Raw genomic sequence first — 17,019 nt, forward strand, 5'->3', positions numbered from 1 at the left:
GATGACCGCCATGCAATGGGAGCGCTTGCTCGACCCGATGCGTCTCAATGACAAGCACGGAGGCTCGCGCGAGGAGATCGGGCGCAGCCCGTTCCACAAGGATCATGACCGTATCGTCTTCGCCGGGTCGTTCCGGCGTCTGGGGCGCAAGACCCAGGTGCATCCGCTGACCGACAACGATCATATCCACACCCGCTTGACGCATTCGTTGGAGGTGGGCTGCGTGGGACGCTCGCTGGGCATGATCGTCGGCGAGCAGTTGCGCGAGCGGTTGCCGGCCTGGATCACGCCCGCCGACTTGGGGGTCATCGTGCAGGCGGCTTGCCTGGGGCACGATATCGGCAATCCGCCGTTCGGTCATGCCGGCGAATATGCCATTCGCGACTGGTTCAAGCGCGCCGAGGCGGAGGGCAGCGGGCTATTGGCCGAGCTTTCGCCGGCCGAGCGCGAGGATCTGCTGACCTACGAGGGCAATGCCCAAGGGTTTCGCATCGTCACCCAGATCGAATACAACCAGTTCAATGGCGGCATGCGCCTGACCGCCGCCACGCTGGGCACGATGCTCAAGTATCCGTGGACGGTGGAGCGCGCCTCGCGGGCCGGCAAGTTCGGTTGTTATCAGTCGGAGCGCGAGCAATTAAGCGAGGTCGCCGAGCGTCTGGGCTTGTTGCCGCGTGGCGAAACTGCCTGGTGCCGGCATCCGCTGGCGTATCTCGTCGAAGCCGCCGACGATATCTGCTATGCGCTGCTGGATCTCGAAGATGGCCTGGAGATGGGCATCCTGCGCTACGACGAAGTCGCCGAGGTGCTCATCCAGATCGCCGGGGGCACGCCGTCGGGCTATGACGATATGCGTGCTCGGGGCGTTTCTCAGCGTCGGCGTATCGCGGCCTTGCGCGGCGCGGCGATGGAGCGTGCGGTGAACGATGTCGCGGCGGTGTTCGTGCAGCATGAAAGTGCGCTGCTGAATGGCACGCTGGAGGGCGACCTGCTCGAGTTGTGTCATCCCGATCTGGGCTGGGGAGTAGGTACGGCCAAGCAGATCGCCCGTGAGCGTATCTTCCAGAACGAGCGCAAGGCCAAGCTGGAAATCGGCGCCTATACGACGCTGGGCATCCTCCTCGAAGCCTTTATCGGCGCGGCGTATGAGTTACATCACAGCGGCGAATCGTCCTTCAAGCATCAGCGCGTACTGGCGTTGATCGGCGAGAACACGCCCAAGCCGTCGTGGTCGCTCTACGCCAGCTATCGGCGCATGCTCGACTTCATCGGCGGCATGACCGACCACTACGCCGTCGATCTCGCCCAAGAGATGGGCGGCCGACTGCGCGGCGAGTGACGCGCTCGCCACTCGCCATGCGTTGCGGGTTTACGGCGAGGTGCTACGCAGGCGCTCGGCCAGCCAGGCACGAGTGCCGCTGTGCCCTTCGCGCTCGGCGCGTTCGGCCAGTTGCATGGCCAGCTCGATGTCGTCGGCCTTGAGGGCGGCGTCGATCATCCGCCGGTAGTCGAAGTCGGGTGCGGAGGCATTGTCGCTATCGCCGCTTGACGGAGATGCCTGTTTATCGCGCGAAGGCGCAGTGCCGGTATCCGCCGTTGCACTGTTGGTATGCGAGCGCGTGCCGAGGATCGGCGTCAGCAGGCCGCCGCCGCTCTCGCGGGATTCGCTTTCCAAGGTGACGTTGCCGGTGGCGGTGTGCTCGGCGATGGGGTCGGGGCCCGGGGGAAGCGCGAGACCGCGCACGCGGGCATAGACTTTTTCCGCGCTCTCATACTGCGTCGTGCCCTGACGCGCGGCATCGTTACTGTAGACCACCAGGTAGGCGGCATCGGGGCCAGGGGTGATGTCGAAGGAGGCACCCAGACGTGCACCGGCGAAACCGTTGGGACTGAGATAGTCGAATTTATCGCTTGCGACGCGCTGGGTGGGCTGAAAATCCTCATCGAGGACCAGCACGGTCGGGGCGAAGACCTGATCATTGGCGATGGTGCTGGTGAGTTTGAACGTCAGCGGCTCTCGCGTGGGTGGTAACTCGAACGCCTGGAAGTAGCTGGCCCCGTCCTCGAAACGGTGCATCGGGGCCTTTTTATTGAGCGTTAATGACTGTGACTCGCCGACCGCCAATGACTGATACGGCAAGGCGGCAAGCGAGTCGCAGCAGTCCGTAGCGCGATCGAGCGCTTGCTGGCTCTGCTTGGCTGGCGTCACGGAAGCGTCGTCGTGGGGAACCAGTGAGGCGCAGCCCGCCAAGCTGGTAAGTGCCAGTCCCGAGAGCAGGACGGCGAGAGGACGTTGTGGCATGCGATGAACTCCCGAGTGCGAAAACGGCCCCGTTGCCGATGCAACGGAGCCTCAAGGATCGAAACAGCTAGACTAGCTTGGGCAATGGGCGGTAGCCGCCCGCCGTGCGATCAACTGCCCCACCAGACCTCCATCTGGGCGCCGAAGGTCACGCCGTCGGTGTCGTTGAAGTCGACGTTGTTGGGACCGGAGCCGGTGTCCAGTGCGTGGGCCTGGCGATAGTTATCCTCATCTAGTTGTTGCTGGTAGGCATCGCCGTTCCACTTGGCGTAGGTGGCGAACAAGCGAATGGTGGGGCGCACCATGGCGCCGCGCCCGGCGGACCACTGCTGAGCGAGGGTCAACTTGGTGACGTGATGATCGCCGCCATCATAGCCGGTGACGTTGCTTTGCGGCTCGATATGGTCGTAGCCGAGCTCGACCGCCGTGCTCATGATGTCGTTCCAGTAATACACCGGACGCACCCCTGCCGAGAACCACTTACGGCCTGAGTCGTCATCCATGTTCTTGTCTTCGTAGATGGCGGTGTAGAGCAGGTCGAGCTTATCCGGCATTAGCCAGACATGACCGTGGTCGAGCACGCGCCACATGTCACCTTCCTGCTCGAGACTACCCGAGCCCCGTCCGACGGCATTGCCGTCGCTGGTGATGATGCCATCGGTGGCGTACTGCAGGGCCACGGTGTTGGAGCCACCGAACCAGTTCGACTGGGTGTGCTCGATGGTGCCCATCCAGCCCTTGTCACCCTCATCGTAGTCGATATCCGAATTGTTATCGTAGTAGTCCTCTTGCCATTCGGGCAGTGAGGAACGGCCGTAGTCGACGCCCAGTTGCAGCGAGCCGCCGGGGTTAGTGGGAATGTCCGTCCAGCGTACATCGACGGTGTCATCGGAGAGCCGCTGATCCTCATCAGGGAGGTTGTCGCCATCCGAACCGGTGCTTCGCACCCAGGCGAGGCTGAGCTTGCCGGTGCCCATGTCGATGTCCGAGATCCCCACGCCCGGACCGGAGACGTCCCAGTAGTAGTAATCGTTCATGTGGATATCGTGACGCTTGTAGAAGCGCTTACCGGCCCACAGCGTGGAACCGTCGGGCAGGCCACTAACGGCGTTGGTGCCGGTGACGAACATCTCACGCAGGGCGATGTTGTTGTCGTCGTCCTTGAGCGATTCGTCGTCGTTGGCCTGCGAGGTGACGTAGGCGACGCGACTGCTGAAGTCGAACGTGGTGCCCTGCTGGTCGAAGAGGTTGGCACCCAAGCCCAGCTCGGCATAGGTTTCACACTCGTTGCCCAAGCGGTACTTGGCCGGGGCACCTGCCGCCTTGAAGCACGTCTGGCTGCCACCACCGGCGGTGGAGCCGATTCCCGAACGCGCATAGCCGAAGAAGTTGGGGTTGATATCGGCATGGGCCAGGGCCGGCATGACGCAGGAGGCGCCGATCAGGGCCGCGAGCAGCGGTCGGCGGGTGAACTGGCGTGAGACTTTCATAAGTTGTCCCTTGTGATGTTATTGGACGTTGAGCCGTTTTATTGCTTGTGAAACGCGATGGTTCGTGCGCGTCGCTCAGCGAGCCGTGAGGCCCGACGCCGAGATCGTTGCGCAGGGGTATTGAGGCCTCCTGGGCAGTGAGTGGATTAGATGGGCGTGTTCTGGCCCGCGTGAAGCGGGTGCGCAGTGGCGTGTCGAAGATGTCGGCATGAGATCCCCTTGTTGTTGTTCTCGAAACGTCTTTGTTTTTTAAACGCGATGATCGAATGATGCCTGCGTCATTTACGACATTATTAGCACGATGTCGTAAGTTTTCATTTTGACTATGGTATAAACGCCACTAAAGTTTAATCTCTAAACTTAGTTCTGATGCCAATTGTCAACTTATCCAGGAAATGGCGTTTTTTCGGTGTTTTTTGCTCGATTCGGCCAATCGGTTCGTTCGATACATGGTCGATGGGATTGAAACATTACGAAAAAATAAGTGTTTGACTTGGAAACGTTGCGACGCGGAGCTTCCGGCAGCGCGCTCTAAAGCCTGCTAATTTAGACAGTCAGGTGGGGAACATGGGGACGGGAATGTGAGCGAGTTTACCTGGCTGGATAGCGTCGTCTTGGTGGTGTATATCCTGCTCGTGGCGCTGATCGGCGCGCGCTTCGGGCGCTCTCAGGCGAGTACCCAGGATTATTTCCTCGGCGGGCGGCGCATTCCCAGTTGGGCGATCGGGTTATCGGTGATGGCGACTCAGGCCAGCGCGATTACCTTCATCGGCGCGCCAGGATGGGGCTTCGACGGTGGCCTGGAGCGTCTGGTGACGTTCATCAACGTACCGCTAGCGATGGCGGTATTGATCGTGTTGCTCGTGCCGGTATTCCACCGTGCGGGGATCTACAGCATCTACGAGTTGCTTGAACGGCGCTTCGGTCCGGCCACGCGCAGTGTCAGCGCCGGGTTGTTCTTGATCGCACGCGGGCTGGCTACCGGCGTAGTGCTGTATGCGCCGGCGCTGGTGCTCTCGGTGGTGACTGGCTGGAGCGTGAATCTGACCATCGTGGTGATGGCAGTGCTGGCGGTGAGTTACACGGTGCTGGGTGGCATCAGTGCCGTTATCTGGACCGACGTAATCCAGATGTTCGTGCTCTGGCTCGGCGCCCTGGTCAGCATGGGCTTGATGGTGGCCAGCCTGCCCGGGGGCTGGAGCGATGTATTTGCCTTCGGCGCCTCGCACGGCATGTTCAATACCCTCGATCTTTCGCTCGACCCGAGTGTCACTTATTCGCTTTGGGCAGGGCTCTTCGGTGGCATCTTCCTGCATATCGCCTATTTCGGCACCGATCAAAGCCAGATTCAGCGAGTATTGACCAGCCCCGACGTTCCGCAAGGCCAGCGTTCGCTGTTGATCGGCGGCTACCTGCTGGTGCCGCAGATGCTGCTGTTCCTGTTCATCGGGGTGATGTTGGCGACTTACTACGACCAGCATGGCCTCACCGCGCCCGAGAACCTCAACGAGCTATTCCCACGCTATGTGGTCAGCGCTTTTCCGCCCGGCTTGGCGGGCCTGGTGATGGCGGGGGTCTTCGCTGCGGCGATGTCGAGTCTCGATTCGGCCCTCAATTCGCTCTCGGCGGTCAGCGTGCGCGATTTCTATACCCGCTACATCAAACCCGAGGCCAGCGAGGCCCATTATCTCAAGGCGTCGCGTTGGGCAACGGTCTTCTGGGGGCTCTATGCGACGGTCTTCGCCTTCTTCGCGGGCAACCTGGGGCCGGTGATCGAGGCGGTCAATCGCATCGGATCGTGGTTTTACGGCGCTTTGTTGGGGACTTTCCTGCTGGCCATCCTCAGTCATCGTACCAACGCTAGAGGCGCGTTGAGCGGGCTGCTATTGGGGATGTTCGCCGTGTGGGGCGTCGAAAGCCTTGGCGACATTTCATGGCTCTATAATAACCTCGTTGGCGTGGTGGTCTCGCTCGGCGTGGGCTATCTCGTCAGCTTGACAGCACCTGCGCCGAGTGCCGCGCAACTCAGCGACGTGGTCATCGAGGAAACCGCACCGGACATGCAGGCACTGCTGTCGACACGCGCCGGCAATGCGCGACCGGTCACCGCAGTGGCACGCGTGACACGCCGCCGCTGCCTGGGATTGATGGCATGGTTCTGCGTACTGTTGGCGGGATTGGTGCTATTGCAGGTATGGGCCAATGCATGAGGCGCACTCCGCACCACTAAGCTTGCCATGGCGTCTCGACGAGGATAGGGCCATGCCCCGCTTGCGTCGCCTGGGGGCAGAGACCTTCGAAGCGGCCAGCCTCATGCTGTGGGCGCATGCCTTGGGGCGCGATGCGCGCGATAACCCCGCTGGATGGCTTTTATGTCATCCGCGAGCGCGACGCGCGCTGCTCTGGCCGCAGTCGCTCTCGCAGGCGCACGAGGCTGAGGTATCGACGGCGTCGCTGCGGTTGGCTGCGGCGTCTCCGCCCTCGGCGGAGGCGGTGACGCGGTTATGGTTCTGGGAGCGCATGGTGGCACGACGGCACTGGCGCGTGGCGCTACGCGAGGTGCCGCCGCGTGCAGTGATTCTGCCCGTATGGTTAGGGTATGTCGGGCGCGGGGCCAAGGCCGGAGGCCGCCATCGTCTGGTGGTACTCAGTGGGTTGTCCGGCGAGCCGTTGCCCGTGCTTAAGAGTGCGGTGCTGTGGGAACTAGGACAGTTGGCCGGCGCGCGCGAAAGCGACGCCTCGGCCTGAGTCGTTCAAGGGGTGGCGCGAGAGGACGTGTCGCGAGGTTCGCTGCGCTTCACCCGCTGATCGAGTGCCTGCACCACGCGTTGGTGTGCGTCGTCATTCATGGGCTTGAGCGGAGTACCGTCGAGCAGGGCGGCGAGTCCTTCACCGTTGACGACCATTAGCCCGTTGGGGGCTTTCTCGATCTTTATCTCCCAGCCGGGCAGGACCAGTACGCCTTGCACGGCGATATCGCCCAGAGATTGGCGGGTCAGCCATTGGCGGCACCAGCTCGCGGCCATCCGTGTGTGTGCCAGGGATTGACGTTCGCGCCAGCCGGGAAAGCGCAGGCGTTGCCCGGCTACCGTTACTTGGGTGCGGGCCTCGCCCATGATATCCAACGGCGGCGTCCGGGCGCTTACCTCGACCACGAAGACCCCATGCGGGGTGACCACGACATGGTCGATGGCGACGCTGTCGGTGGGCACATCATGGAACACGAAGTAGGGGTGCGCTTCTGGGCGGATCAAGCGCTCCAGCTCTTGGCCCACGGCCAGCTCGCAGGCCAGGCCCAGTTTGAGGCGGCGAATGCGCTGTACGTCGTGAATCAAGCGAAAGCACAGCACCAACGCCAGCAAGGTGGTCAAAAGCCCGTAAAGCGCCCATTCCAGCCAACTATGATGATTGGCGAACAGCATGCGCCCCATGCCGTAGACCAAAGGCGCCAGGGTGATGATGGGCCCCAGCGCGCCATCCAGGAAGAGCGCGGCATAAGCGCGGTCGAGTCGATTGCGTAGCGATTGCGCGGGCTCGCGCAGTGTGCGCCCATCATAGGGCGATACCAGCGCCCCGTCTTCCAGGTGGCGCAGTGCCAGCACCACGAGCGCGGTGGCGCCGAGCGGGGCGAGAAAAATGATCGGCAGTACGTATTCCAGCCAAGCCATCACGGTCATCCTGGTCGAGAACGTGTTACATGAACGCCCATTCTAGCTAGCTTACCGGGGATCGGCGATGCCGAAGCGCGATGGGCGCTTGTCGCGAGGCAGGATGCCAGTTGTATCATGGAGCATCGGCTTTGCTTGGGAGATCACGATGTCCGATTCCTCCACGTCGTCATTGGCGACCTTTTTTTCCCGTCATTCGCGGTTGTTCGTGCTCACCGGCGCCGGGATGAGTACCGATAGCGGAATCCCCGATTATCGTGATGAGCAGGGTGCCTGGAAACGCTCGCCGCCGATGACGCATCAAACGTTCATGCACAGCGACATCGCACGACGCCGCTACTGGGCGCGTAGCCTGGTGGGGTTCCAGGCGCTCTCCGAGGCGCGGCCGGGGCGTGGGCATTACGCGTTGGCCGCGCTGGAGCGTGCCGGACGCATTGAGCAGCTGGTGACGCAAAATGTCGATGGGCTTCACCAGCGCGCTGGGTCGCGACGCGTTATCGACCTGCACGGCCAGGCCGATGTGGTGCGCTGCATGCGCTGCGGCGCGACCCAGATGCGCCATGCCGTACACGCTGCCTTGGCACGTCTCAATCCCCAGTGGACGGGTCTGGAAGCGAGCGTTGGGCCGGATGGCGATGCCGACCTGGTGCATGATGACTTCGGCGATTTCGCGTTGTTGTCCTGCGCGCGTTGCGGCGACGGCATCTTCAAGCCCGATGTGGTGTTCTTCGGCGATAGTGTGCCACGCCCCCGTGTGGACGCGGCCTTCGCTGCCCTTGAGCGTGCCGATGCGATGCTGGTGGTAGGCTCGTCGCTGATGGTTTATTCGGGCTATCGCTTTGCGCGCCGCGCGGCGGAGTTGGGCAAGCCGATGGCCTGCATCAACGTGGGGCGTACGCGCGCCGACGACTTGTTTAGCCTCAAGGTCGAAGCCTCGGCGGGCGAGACGCTGGAGGCTGCGCTGCAAAACATGACCGCGACGACTGCCGATGGAGTGACGTCCCAAGCTCCGGTTGCTGGCGTCTGGCCCTCGTCAGGCGTTCGACCTTGAGTCTATCGTGCGCTACTTGGCGGCATTGGCTGTCTTCGCGCGTTCACTCACTAAGGTGAAGCGGGCTCCAGCGTCACGGTCGGTATCTCGCCAGTCTCGCCGTTGAAGACGTCGACACGCTCGCGGTTGAGGTGTGTCAGTCGCCCTTGATCGCGCACCTCGGCCTGCAAGACGTAGCTATGCGCTGCCTCGATGGCGCTGTCGTCGTATTGCAGCGTGACCTCGGTCGTAGGAGTGTCGATACGCGTGTAGCGGCTTTCCGCTATGGTGGCGTTGTCGTCGCTATCCTTCAGCGTGACATTGAGGATGGCATCGTCCGACAGCTCGGGCGGTTGAGCGAAGGTGACCCGGGCATCGAGCGTATTGAAATCAGGGCCACTGGCACAGCCCGCGAGGCCGAGCAGCAACAAGCCGGTGAATACGGCATGCAGGCCACGTGGAAAATTAGGCAAGGACATGAGGGCCTCCTCGCACAGGTAAAGGGAAAGCAGCCGACGAGGCGTTCAACCGCCAGCCAATTTGACGCGATAGCTGCGTGCTTCCAGCTCAGCCTTGAGCGTGTCGCGCTGATCGCCTTGAATCTCGATGATGCCATCCTTGATGGCGCCGCCGGTACCACAACGCTGCTTGAGCGCCTTGGCCAGGGGCTTGAGCTCATCGGCCTTGAGCGGTACGCCTTCGATTAGAGTCACGCCTTTGCCCTTGCGTCCCTTGGTCTCACGGCGCAGGCGGACGGTACCGTCGAGGCTTGCCAGGCGTGCTTCCTCCGCCGCCTCGGCACAATGACACTCGGCAATCGGCGCCCGGCACTCGGGGCAGGTCTCGCCATGTTCGGTGGAGTATACCCGTCCGCGTAACTGATCCTGCAGCGATGCCATGCGCGCCTCCCTGAATCGATGTATCGCGATATTTCCATGATAACGCGCCCTGCCGGTGGGCACGATATCGATCGGTGCCATCCAACGGGGTCAGTGGAGCACGGCTTCCAGCTGTTCCAGCCGCGCCACGGCACTGGGTAGATCGCGCATGTGATGCAAGGTGATAGCGCCCTCGGGAGTAGTCTCGCGCTCGGGGAAGCGGTTGATGTGGATCGTGCGCATCCCCGCCGCCAGGCCGGCTGCAACGCCCACATCGGCATCGTCGATGACCACGCAGCGTTCGGGCGCGACCCCCATCTCGCGTGCGGCATGCAGGAACAATTCGGGATCGGGCTTCCAGCGCTCGATGGTGTAGCCGCTGTAGAGGCGGTCCCCGAAATAGGCACGCAGGCCCGTGCTGTCGAGGGCGCGGCGAATCTTGTGCTCGGGGCCGTTGGAAGCCACGCAGCGCGGGTGCTCGGTGAGCCTGTCGAGTGCTTCGCGGATTCCTGGAATCGGTTGTAACTCGGTGCTCATGCGCGTCTGCATGGTACTGCGCATCTCCGCCTCGGCGGCGTCTCGAGTAGCGTCGTCCAGGGCGCCGAAACGGCGCTCCAGCTCGGAGACGATATTGGCGAATCTGACGCCTCGAAACTCTTCCATGTATTGAGAGGTGGTGAAAGGTAACCCGGCACGCGTCAACACATCGGCCATGACATCGGCGAGAAGGGGTTCGCTATCGACCAGGGTGCCATCGCAATCGAATAGCAGGCATAGCGGATGAGACATGGTGGAGCCTCGAAGGCGTAGTGGATGAAACCGTTCATTGTCCCAAATATCGGCAGGCGACGCCCAGTCTTGAAAAAGCATACCGAGTTTTAGAACGGTGTTTTTAAACGTTCTCTAGAACTTTAGTTGCCCCCGGCCATGATGGCAAGGCCGGGGAGGCGTTTAAAGCGATTGCCCGCCGGTGAGTTCGATGCGTTCGCCGTTGAGCCAGCCGAAATCGCTCGACAGCAGGTTCGCGACCGCAGCGCCAATATCATCCGGTTTGGCCGTGCGCCCTAGCGGGGTGATCGCGCGGAAGTGGGCGTTGAGTGCCGGATCGTCGCGGACCGCGCCGCCGGCGAAATCGGTTTCCACGGCGCCGGGGGCGATGGCGTTGACCGTGATCCGGCGCTCGCCGAGTTCCTTGGCCATGTAGCGTGTGGTTACCTCCAGCGCGCTCTTCATCGCCGAGTAGGCGCAGTGATTGTCCAGCACGAAACGCGTGGCGGCGGTGGAAACGTTCAGGATGCGGCCGCCCCGGGCGATCATCGGCAACAGGGCTTGGCTGAGCAGGAAGGGTCCCTTGAAGTGGGTGCGGTAGAGAGCGTCGAGATCGTCTTCGGTGGTCTCTTCGTAGGGCGCGAGAATGCCCTCGCCCGCGTTGTGGACCACGGCGTCCAGCTCCGTGCGGCCGAAGGTGTTTTCCAGCGTGTCCGCGACGTTGTCCTTGAATTCGGCGAAGGCGGTGCTATCGCCGATGTCGAGTTTGAGCATCGCCGCCGTGCCGCCGGCGGCCTCGATTTCGCGGGCGACTGCCAGTGCTTCGTCGCGATGGTGACGGTAAGTACCGATGACGCCGACGCCGGCGGCCGCGAGGTGCAGCGCCATGCTGCGGCCGAGGCCTCGTCCGGCGCCGGTGATGAGGGCAATGCTGGAGGACATGGAGTGGCTCCCGAATCGAAAAGTGCGCGGCGCTGGGGGCCGCTATCAGTGATCACTGACTGGGGGCGGGATGCCAGGTTTCAAGCGGACGTGTCATGAATCGAAAACGCCCGCATCGAGAGGCGCAGGCGTGTGAAGGGAGGTGGCGCGGCGTATGGGAGAGGCGTCAGCCGCGTGGTGTGACGTCGTTGTAGGGGCTCGGTGGTTGCTGGCCCTCTAGGGCGGCGATGACGTTGTCGACGGCGCGCTGGGCCATGGCCTCGCGCGTTTCATGCGTGGCCGAGCCGATATGCGGCAGGGTGACGACGTTATCCATCCTCGTGAGGGGTGAGTCGGCGGGCAGCGGTTCCTGGGCGAAGACATCCAGCCCTGCGGCGTGGATCTCGCCGCTTGAGAGCGCTTCGATCAGCGCTTGTTCGTCGACTACCTTGCCGCGAGCGATGTTGATCAGGATCGCCGAGGACTTCATGCGCTTGAGCACGTCCGCGTCGATCAAGCCGGTGGTCTCGGCGGTCAGCGGCACGTTGACGCAGACGAAGTCGGCCTGTTCGAGCAAGGCGTCGAATTCGCAGTGCGTCGCGCCGAGCTCTTTTTCCAATGCTGGCTTGGGCGAGGCATGGGTGTAGAGCACTTGCATGCCGAAGCCCAGCGCGCCACGCCGCGCGATAGCCTGACCGATGCGCCCGAAGCCGATCATGCCCAGCGTCTTGCCGTGGACATCGGTGCCGAAGTGAGGCTCGCCGATACTGCTCGTCCATTGGCCTTGCTTGACCATGTTGGCGAGCTCCACCGCGCGGCGGGCGCTGGCCATGATCAGCAGGAAGCCGGTGTCCGCAGTGGTTTCGGTGAGTACATCCGGGGTGTGGCAGAGCAAGATGTGGCGCCGGGTCAGCTCGTCCACGGGGTAGTTGTCGACCCCCACCGAGATGCTCGAGATGGTCTCTAGATGAGGTGCATCGTCGAGCAGCTCGGAGGTGATCGGCAAGCTGGCGCCGAGCAGGCCGTGCGCTTCGCTCAGCGCTTCACGAAAGGCGGGGTCGTCGGCGCTTGCCAGATGGTCGAAATAATCGACGTGGAAGTGTGCGCGCAATTGGTCGAGATGATGCGGCTTGAGTCGCCCGAAGGCGAGGATGCGCTTGGTCATGCAGGACTCCTGATCGTGAAATACAGCATGGTGGCGTGTCGTCACGCCATTGGGTGTGCGGCTTCCAGGTCGCGCAGTCGGGCCCGGTGCGGCAGGCCTTCCATGTCGCCGACGACCTGAACCTGTTCGGCACCGATGAGATTGCCGCGATGCGCGGCTTGGCGTGGCGAGCACCCGTCGAGCAAGGCGCTGATCACGCCCACCGCGAAGCCGTCGCCGGCACCCACGGTATCGACGACGCGAGATACGGCCACGCCCTTCACCATGCTTTCATCGTCCGCCGTGCGCACGTAGCTGCCTTCCGGGCCGAGCTTGATGATGACACCGCTGGCGCCTTGATCGAGGTAATAACCGGCGATGTCGTGCGCGTTATCGAGGCCGGTTAGGCGCTGACCCTCGGCGAGCCCCGGCAGCACCCAGTCGGCGTGCGCGGCTAGTGCATTGAGAGTCTCGCGCATTTCGGCTTCGCTGTTCCACAGCGAGGGCCGCAGGTTGGGATCGAAGCTGATCGTGAGACCGGCCTCGCGAGCGCGTTCTAGCATGTGAAAGGCGAGCTCGCGTGTGCTCGGCGACAGCGCGGGGGGCAAGCCGGTGGCGTGCAGGTGACGCACACCCTGGAAGTCGAGATCGTGCACGTCGGCCACACCCAGGTGGCTGGCGGCGCTACCGCGGCGGTAATAGGCCACCTTGGGATCCTCGCCGTGTTCGGCGCGTTCCTTGAAGACCAGGCCGGTAGGGTGCTCGGTATCGGTACTCAGGTAGCGGCAGTCGAGACCTTCGCTTTCGAGCGTGCGACGGATGAAGGTGCCAAAACCATCGTCACCGACGCGGCTGATCCAGGCGACGTGAAAGGCCAGTCGTGCCAGGCCGATGGCGACATTGGTATCGGCGCCGGCGATGCGTCGCTGGAAGCGCTCGACTTCGGCTAGGTCGCCGGGGGTTTCGGCGATGAACAACGTCATCGCTTCACCGAAGGTCAGGACGTCCGGCGTGGTGGAATCGGTCATGACAAGATCCTGAAAGAAGTTGCAAAAGCGGTTGCCGAGGGCATGGTGTCGGCGTTGCGATGGGTCGAGCGGTCGTCGATGGGAAAGCTCCATCATAGAAACACTGGGGCATCACGACAATCGAATGTATCTAGACTTTGGTCGGGGAGGGGAGGAGATGCTAAAGGAGAACGAAAGGCAGGATACTGCGCGGGGCGAAATGCCCCGCGCATGGGGGCTTATTGCGTTTGCTTGGTGTACTTGTCGACCAGCTGGTTGGCGTCGTCGTAGAGCTGCTGGCCGTCGTAGCCTTCTGCGTCCATGTCCGCGATCCACTCGTCGATGGTCTTGTCGGCGGCCGCTTTCCACTCACCCTGATCTGCTTCGGCGATATGGATCATCTGGCCTTCGTCGCGAGCCGCGATGTCGTCGATGGCGGCTTGCTCCGCCTCGTCCATGACGTGGCCGATTTGCTGGGCTTCCTGGATGCCGGCGTTGTCGTCGATGACCTTCTGCAGTTCGGGCGACAGGCTATCGTATTTGTCCTGGTTCATTGCCAGCACCATCATCGCTGTGTATAGACCATGCTCACCGTCGAAGAAGGTATGGTTCTGGGCGACATCCAGCACGCCCAGGGCGGAGGCGCTCTCGAAGGGCAGCGTCAGGCCGTCGATCACGCCACGCGAGATCGCCTCGGGTATTTGCGGCATGGGCATGCCCACGGACTTGGCGCCGAGCCGGGTGAAATAGCGGTTCATGGTTTTGGAAGGAGCGCGAATGGCCAAGCCGTCGATATCATCGATATCGTGCACGCTGACATCTTTGGTGTGGAGCTTGCCCGGGCTATGGGCGAAGACGGCGATGGGATGAACGCCTTCGAAATCGTCCTGCATATGTTCCATGGCGAATTCATGTGCCGCCATGCTGGTGGCTTCACCCGTGGTCGGCAGAAAGGGCTGATCGAAGGCTTCGGATTCCGGAAAGCGGTTCGGCGTGTAGCTCAACAGCGTCCAGGCGATGTCGACGACACCGTCCTTGGCCTGATCGTAAAGCGAGTTGGCCGATCCGCCGAGCTGCATGGCGGGGAAAATCTCGACCTTGATGGCGCCATCGGATTGCTCCTCGATGCGTTTCGCCCAGGGTTCCAGATACTGCGCCTGAACCGGCGTGGTCGGCGCCGCGAAGTGGTGAAGACGCAGCGTCACGGTGTCTTGTGCCAGGCCTGTGCCGGCCAGGGTGATGCCGCTGAGGAGAACGAGACCGGCGAGCGTATGTTTTGTTGTCATCATCTTAAGCTCCATGGGAGTGTTGGCGTGCCAGTGCGCGATATCTAGAGGCATGACCGCTAGATGATCTAGAGGTGTGACCGTTAAATGGGATAGTGCCGGGGCCCGAGCTGCATGGTCATCCAGCGCAGCTCGGTGAATTCCTCAATGCCAGCCTTGCCGCCGAAGCGCCCGTAACCGCTCGATTTGACGCCGCCGAACGGCATCTGTGGCTCGTCGTGTACGGTGGCGCCGTTGATGTGGCAAATGCCCGATTCGATACGTTGGGCGACACGCATGGCGCGTGCCGTGTCGCGGCTGAAGACCGCTGCAGAGAGGCCGTACTCGCTGTCGTTGGCGACCCGCAGGGCATCTTCTTCGTCCTTGACGCGCATCATGGCCACTACGGGGCCGAACGACTCTTCGGCGTAGAGGCGCATGGCGTCGGTGACACCATCGACCACGGTGGGCTGCATGATCACGCCCTCGGCCTTGCCGCCGCAGGCCAGGCGGGCGCCGTGCTGCTGGGCGTCGTCGAGCAGGCCATTGAGCTTTTCCCCGGCCTCGCGATTGATCAGCGTGCCCAGCGGATTGCCGTCTTCACGAGGATCGCCGGCCTTCAGACTGGCGGCTTTTTTCGCCAGCTTCTCGACGAAGGCATCGGCCACGGCGTCAACGACGATCAGTCGCTCGGTGGACATGCAGATCTGGCCCTGGTTGAAGAAGGCACCGAAGGCAGCGGCCTCGACAGCGGCGTCCAGATCAGCATCCTCGAGCACCACGAACGGCGCTTTACCACCGAGTTCCAGTAGCACGGGCTTGAGATGGTGCGCGGCCTTCTCAGCGATGATGCGTCCGACCTGCGTGGAACCGGTGAAGTTGATGCGACGCACAGCGGGATGTTCGATCAGCGCCTCGACGACGTCGGCAGCTTGCGGCGGCGCATTGGTCACCACATTGACGATACCGTCGCCCAGGCCCGCCTCGACGAGCACTTCGCCGATCAGGTGATGGGTCGCCGGGCATTGCTCGGAAGCTTTGAGAATGACCGTGTTGCCGCATGCCAAAGGCGTGGCGATGGCCCGCGTGCCGAGAATGATCGGCGCGTTCCAGGGCGCGATGCCGACGACCACGCCACATGGCACGCGCACGCCCATGGCCAGGCTGTCGGGAACGTTGGAGGGGATGACATCGCCGCCGACCTGGGTGGTCAGCGAGGCAGCTTCGCGCAGCATGTTGGCGGCGACCATGACATTGAATCCGGCCCAGCCCGGCGTGGCGCCGGTTTCATCGACCATGCGTGCGATGAAGTCGTCCTGGCGGGCTTCCATCGCTTCGGCGGCCGCGAGCAACTTGGCACGGCGCTCGCCGGGGCCGGTCTGCGACCAGGCGGGAAACGCCTGAGACGCTGCCTCGGCGGCATGCCGGGTATCTTCCACCGAGGCTGCAGCGGCGCGCGTCACGACATGTTCATGCAGTGGGTTGCGACGCTCGAAGGTCGCGTTGTTCTGGGCGGTGCGATGTTTGCCGCCGATGAGTAGCGCAAGATCCATGAGACTCCCCTTGTTGTTGTCGAAGCGATATGACGTTCAGGGCTGGGCGACTTGCTGTATCGCCAGCGGGTTCGGTGGCGTCTTGCGAGTGAACGCCACCGTGCCCTCGCGCCTGTCAGCGGTGGTAGCTTTCCAGCCCGGGCTTGATGCTCTTGTCGTCGAGGAACTGCTTGAGGCCTTGCTCGCGGCCATGTTCCGGGTCGAGCTGTTGCGCTTGGTCCAGCTTAGCGTAGAGATATTCCTCGTTTTGTTCCCAGGTCAACTCGCGGGACATCTTGAAGCCGGTCTTGGCGGCACGCAGAACGACGGGGTTCTTGTCGCGCAGCGTGGCTGCCAGCGTCTTGGTGGCCTCGCGTAGTTCGGATCGCGGCACGCTCTTGTTGATCAGGCCCATGTCTGCCGCCTGAGGACCCGTGAAGGTCTCGCCGGTCATGATGTAATAAAGCGCCTGGCGATGGCCCACGGTATCGGCCATGGCTTTGCTCACCAGGTTGCCCGGGGGAATGCCCCAGTTGATTTCGGAGAGCCCGAACACCGATTCGTCGGCGGCGATCGCCAAATCGCAGGCAACCAACGGCGAGAACGCGCCACCGAAGCACCAGCCGTTGACCATGGCGATGGTGGGCTTGGCGTAGTGGCGCAGCAGCTTCCATTGCCAGGTGGAGGCATCGCGGCGGACCTTGACCTGAACGATCTCGGGGCTGGCGTCGATCTCGCGGAAGTATTCCTTGAGGTCCATGCCGGCGGAGAAGGCTTCACCTTCGCCGGTCAGCACGAGCACGTGGGCGTCCTGGTCCAGTTCGATGGTTTCGAGCACATCAATCATTTCACGGTTGAGCGTGGGGCTCATGGCGTTGCGCTTGTCGGGGCGGTTGAGCGCCACCCAAGCAATGCCGTCCTCGACGTCGACCTTCACGGTCTGCCAGCGGTCTGTATAGTCGCTCATCGCATTTTCCTGTCAATTAATTGTCAAGTAAGTTGATATTTACCGTT

General features: G+C 62.6%; 16 protein-coding genes. 4 read left to right on the forward strand and 12 right to left on the reverse strand.

Features of this window, described 5'->3' with window-relative positions:
* The first annotated feature begins 1 nt into the window (after position 1).
* On the forward strand, positions 2–1,339 hold the full coding sequence (locus tag L1071_RS09925; protein ID WP_246973973.1) for a deoxyguanosinetriphosphate triphosphohydrolase: 1,338 nt from the start codon (positions 2–4) through the stop codon (positions 1,337–1,339).
* 30 nt (positions 1,340–1,369) lie between these two features.
* On the opposite strand, the gene L1071_RS09930 is transcribed toward L1071_RS09925, so the two are convergent.
* Both L1071_RS09930 and L1071_RS09935 read right to left on the reverse strand, forming a co-directional pair.
* The gene (locus L1071_RS09930) at positions 1,370–2,302 is read right to left on the reverse strand and encodes a MalM family protein (protein ID WP_246973984.1); all 933 of its coding nucleotides are present in this window, start codon (positions 2,300–2,302) and stop codon (positions 1,370–1,372) included.
* A 110-nt stretch (positions 2,303–2,412) separates the two neighbouring features.
* A complete protein-coding gene (locus L1071_RS09935; RefSeq protein ID WP_246973986.1) occupies positions 2,413–3,792 on the reverse strand; it encodes a maltoporin in 1,380 nt (459 codons plus the stop codon).
* 581 nt (positions 3,793–4,373) lie between these two features.
* Here L1071_RS09935 and L1071_RS09940 point away from each other — a divergent pair.
* Both L1071_RS09940 and L1071_RS09945 read left to right on the forward strand, forming a co-directional pair.
* Positions 4,374–6,002 carry a sodium:solute symporter family protein gene (locus tag L1071_RS09940; protein ID WP_246973988.1) on the forward strand — a complete coding sequence of 543 codons (1,629 nt, stop codon included), beginning with the start codon at positions 4,374–4,376 and terminating at the stop codon, positions 6,000–6,002.
* Positions 6,003–6,054: 52 nt separating this feature from the next.
* On the forward strand, positions 6,055–6,540 hold the full coding sequence (locus tag L1071_RS09945; protein WP_246973993.1) for a hypothetical protein: 486 nt from the start codon (positions 6,055–6,057) through the stop codon (positions 6,538–6,540).
* A 5-nt stretch (positions 6,541–6,545) separates the two neighbouring features.
* Here the strand turns inward: L1071_RS09945 and L1071_RS09950 are convergent, their stop codons facing one another.
* The gene (locus tag L1071_RS09950; protein WP_246973996.1) at positions 6,546–7,460 is read right to left on the reverse strand and encodes a nuclease-related domain-containing protein; all 915 of its coding nucleotides are present in this window, start codon (positions 7,458–7,460) and stop codon (positions 6,546–6,548) included.
* Positions 7,461–7,608: 148 nt separating this feature from the next.
* On the opposite strand from L1071_RS09950, the gene L1071_RS09955 reads away from it, so the two are divergent.
* Entirely contained in the window at positions 7,609–8,511 is a 903-nt protein-coding gene (locus L1071_RS09955; protein ID WP_246973999.1) for an NAD-dependent protein deacetylase, read from the forward strand.
* Positions 8,512–8,561: 50 nt separating this feature from the next.
* Here L1071_RS09955 and L1071_RS09960 read toward each other — a convergent pair whose 3' ends face one another.
* The 9 genes from L1071_RS09960 to L1071_RS10000 all read right to left on the reverse strand — a co-directional run bounded on the left by L1071_RS09960 (position 8,562) and on the right by L1071_RS10000 (position 16,972).
* The gene (locus L1071_RS09960) at positions 8,562–8,969 is read right to left on the reverse strand and encodes a YbaY family lipoprotein (protein WP_246974001.1); all 408 of its coding nucleotides are present in this window, start codon (positions 8,967–8,969) and stop codon (positions 8,562–8,564) included.
* Between the two features lie 45 nt (positions 8,970–9,014).
* Positions 9,015–9,389, reverse strand: a complete 375-nt coding sequence (locus L1071_RS09965; protein WP_246974003.1) for a translation initiation factor Sui1 — start codon at positions 9,387–9,389, stop codon at positions 9,015–9,017.
* Positions 9,390–9,479: 90 nt separating this feature from the next.
* Positions 9,480–10,157, reverse strand: a complete 678-nt coding sequence (locus tag L1071_RS09970; RefSeq protein WP_246974005.1) for an HAD family hydrolase — start codon at positions 10,155–10,157, stop codon at positions 9,480–9,482.
* A 162-nt stretch (positions 10,158–10,319) separates the two neighbouring features.
* Entirely contained in the window at positions 10,320–11,078 is a 759-nt protein-coding gene (locus tag L1071_RS09975) for an SDR family NAD(P)-dependent oxidoreductase (RefSeq protein WP_246974007.1), read from the reverse strand.
* A gap of 166 nt (positions 11,079–11,244) precedes the next feature.
* Entirely contained in the window at positions 11,245–12,222 is a 978-nt protein-coding gene (locus L1071_RS09980) for a 2-hydroxyacid dehydrogenase (protein WP_246974009.1), read from the reverse strand.
* A 41-nt stretch (positions 12,223–12,263) separates the two neighbouring features.
* Positions 12,264–13,229, reverse strand: coding sequence for a sugar kinase (locus tag L1071_RS09985; protein WP_246974011.1), 966 nt, complete (start codon positions 13,227–13,229; stop codon positions 12,264–12,266).
* Between the two features lie 218 nt (positions 13,230–13,447).
* Positions 13,448–14,497, reverse strand: a complete 1,050-nt coding sequence (locus tag L1071_RS09990) for a TRAP transporter substrate-binding protein (RefSeq protein WP_246974013.1) — start codon at positions 14,495–14,497, stop codon at positions 13,448–13,450.
* Positions 14,498–14,577: 80 nt separating this feature from the next.
* Positions 14,578–16,026 carry an aldehyde dehydrogenase gene (locus tag L1071_RS09995; RefSeq protein ID WP_246974015.1) on the reverse strand — a complete coding sequence of 483 codons (1,449 nt, stop codon included), beginning with the start codon at positions 16,024–16,026 and terminating at the stop codon, positions 14,578–14,580.
* Positions 16,027–16,141: 115 nt separating this feature from the next.
* The gene (locus L1071_RS10000) at positions 16,142–16,972 is read right to left on the reverse strand and encodes a p-hydroxycinnamoyl CoA hydratase/lyase (RefSeq protein ID WP_246974017.1); all 831 of its coding nucleotides are present in this window, start codon (positions 16,970–16,972) and stop codon (positions 16,142–16,144) included.
* Between the last annotated feature and the right edge of the window lie 47 nt (positions 16,973–17,019).

This window comes from Chromohalobacter sarecensis (assembly GCF_023061135.1).
GTDB classification, from domain to species: domain Bacteria; phylum Pseudomonadota; class Gammaproteobacteria; order Pseudomonadales; family Halomonadaceae; genus Chromohalobacter; species Chromohalobacter sarecensis.

Coding starts and splice junctions, on each gene's coding strand:
- L1071_RS09960 (WP_246974001.1), bottom strand. CDS start 8,969: ATGTCCTTGCCTAATTTTCCACGTGGCCTGCATGCCGTATTCACCGGC.
- L1071_RS09945 (WP_246973993.1), top strand. CDS start 6,055: ATGCCCCGCTTGCGTCGCCTGGGGGCAGAGACCTTCGAAGCGGCCAGC.
- L1071_RS09995 (WP_246974015.1), bottom strand. CDS start 16,026: ATGGATCTTGCGCTACTCATCGGCGGCAAACATCGCACCGCCCAGAAC.
- L1071_RS09990 (WP_246974013.1), bottom strand. CDS start 14,497: ATGATGACAACAAAACATACGCTCGCCGGTCTCGTTCTCCTCAGCGGC.
- L1071_RS09975 (WP_246974007.1), bottom strand. CDS start 11,078: ATGTCCTCCAGCATTGCCCTCATCACCGGCGCCGGACGAGGCCTCGGC.
- L1071_RS09925 (WP_246973973.1), top strand. CDS start 2: ATGACCGCCATGCAATGGGAGCGCTTGCTCGACCCGATGCGTCTCAAT.
- L1071_RS09930 (WP_246973984.1), bottom strand. CDS start 2,302: ATGCCACAACGTCCTCTCGCCGTCCTGCTCTCGGGACTGGCACTTACC.
- L1071_RS10000 (WP_246974017.1), bottom strand. CDS start 16,972: ATGAGCGACTATACAGACCGCTGGCAGACCGTGAAGGTCGACGTCGAG.
- L1071_RS09935 (WP_246973986.1), bottom strand. CDS start 3,792: ATGAAAGTCTCACGCCAGTTCACCCGCCGACCGCTGCTCGCGGCCCTG.
- L1071_RS09955 (WP_246973999.1), top strand. CDS start 7,609: ATGTCCGATTCCTCCACGTCGTCATTGGCGACCTTTTTTTCCCGTCAT.
- L1071_RS09980 (WP_246974009.1), bottom strand. CDS start 12,222: ATGACCAAGCGCATCCTCGCCTTCGGGCGACTCAAGCCGCATCATCTC.
- L1071_RS09965 (WP_246974003.1), bottom strand. CDS start 9,389: ATGGCATCGCTGCAGGATCAGTTACGCGGACGGGTATACTCCACCGAA.
- L1071_RS09985 (WP_246974011.1), bottom strand. CDS start 13,229: ATGACCGATTCCACCACGCCGGACGTCCTGACCTTCGGTGAAGCGATG.
- L1071_RS09950 (WP_246973996.1), bottom strand. CDS start 7,460: ATGGCTTGGCTGGAATACGTACTGCCGATCATTTTTCTCGCCCCGCTC.
- L1071_RS09970 (WP_246974005.1), bottom strand. CDS start 10,157: ATGTCTCATCCGCTATGCCTGCTATTCGATTGCGATGGCACCCTGGTC.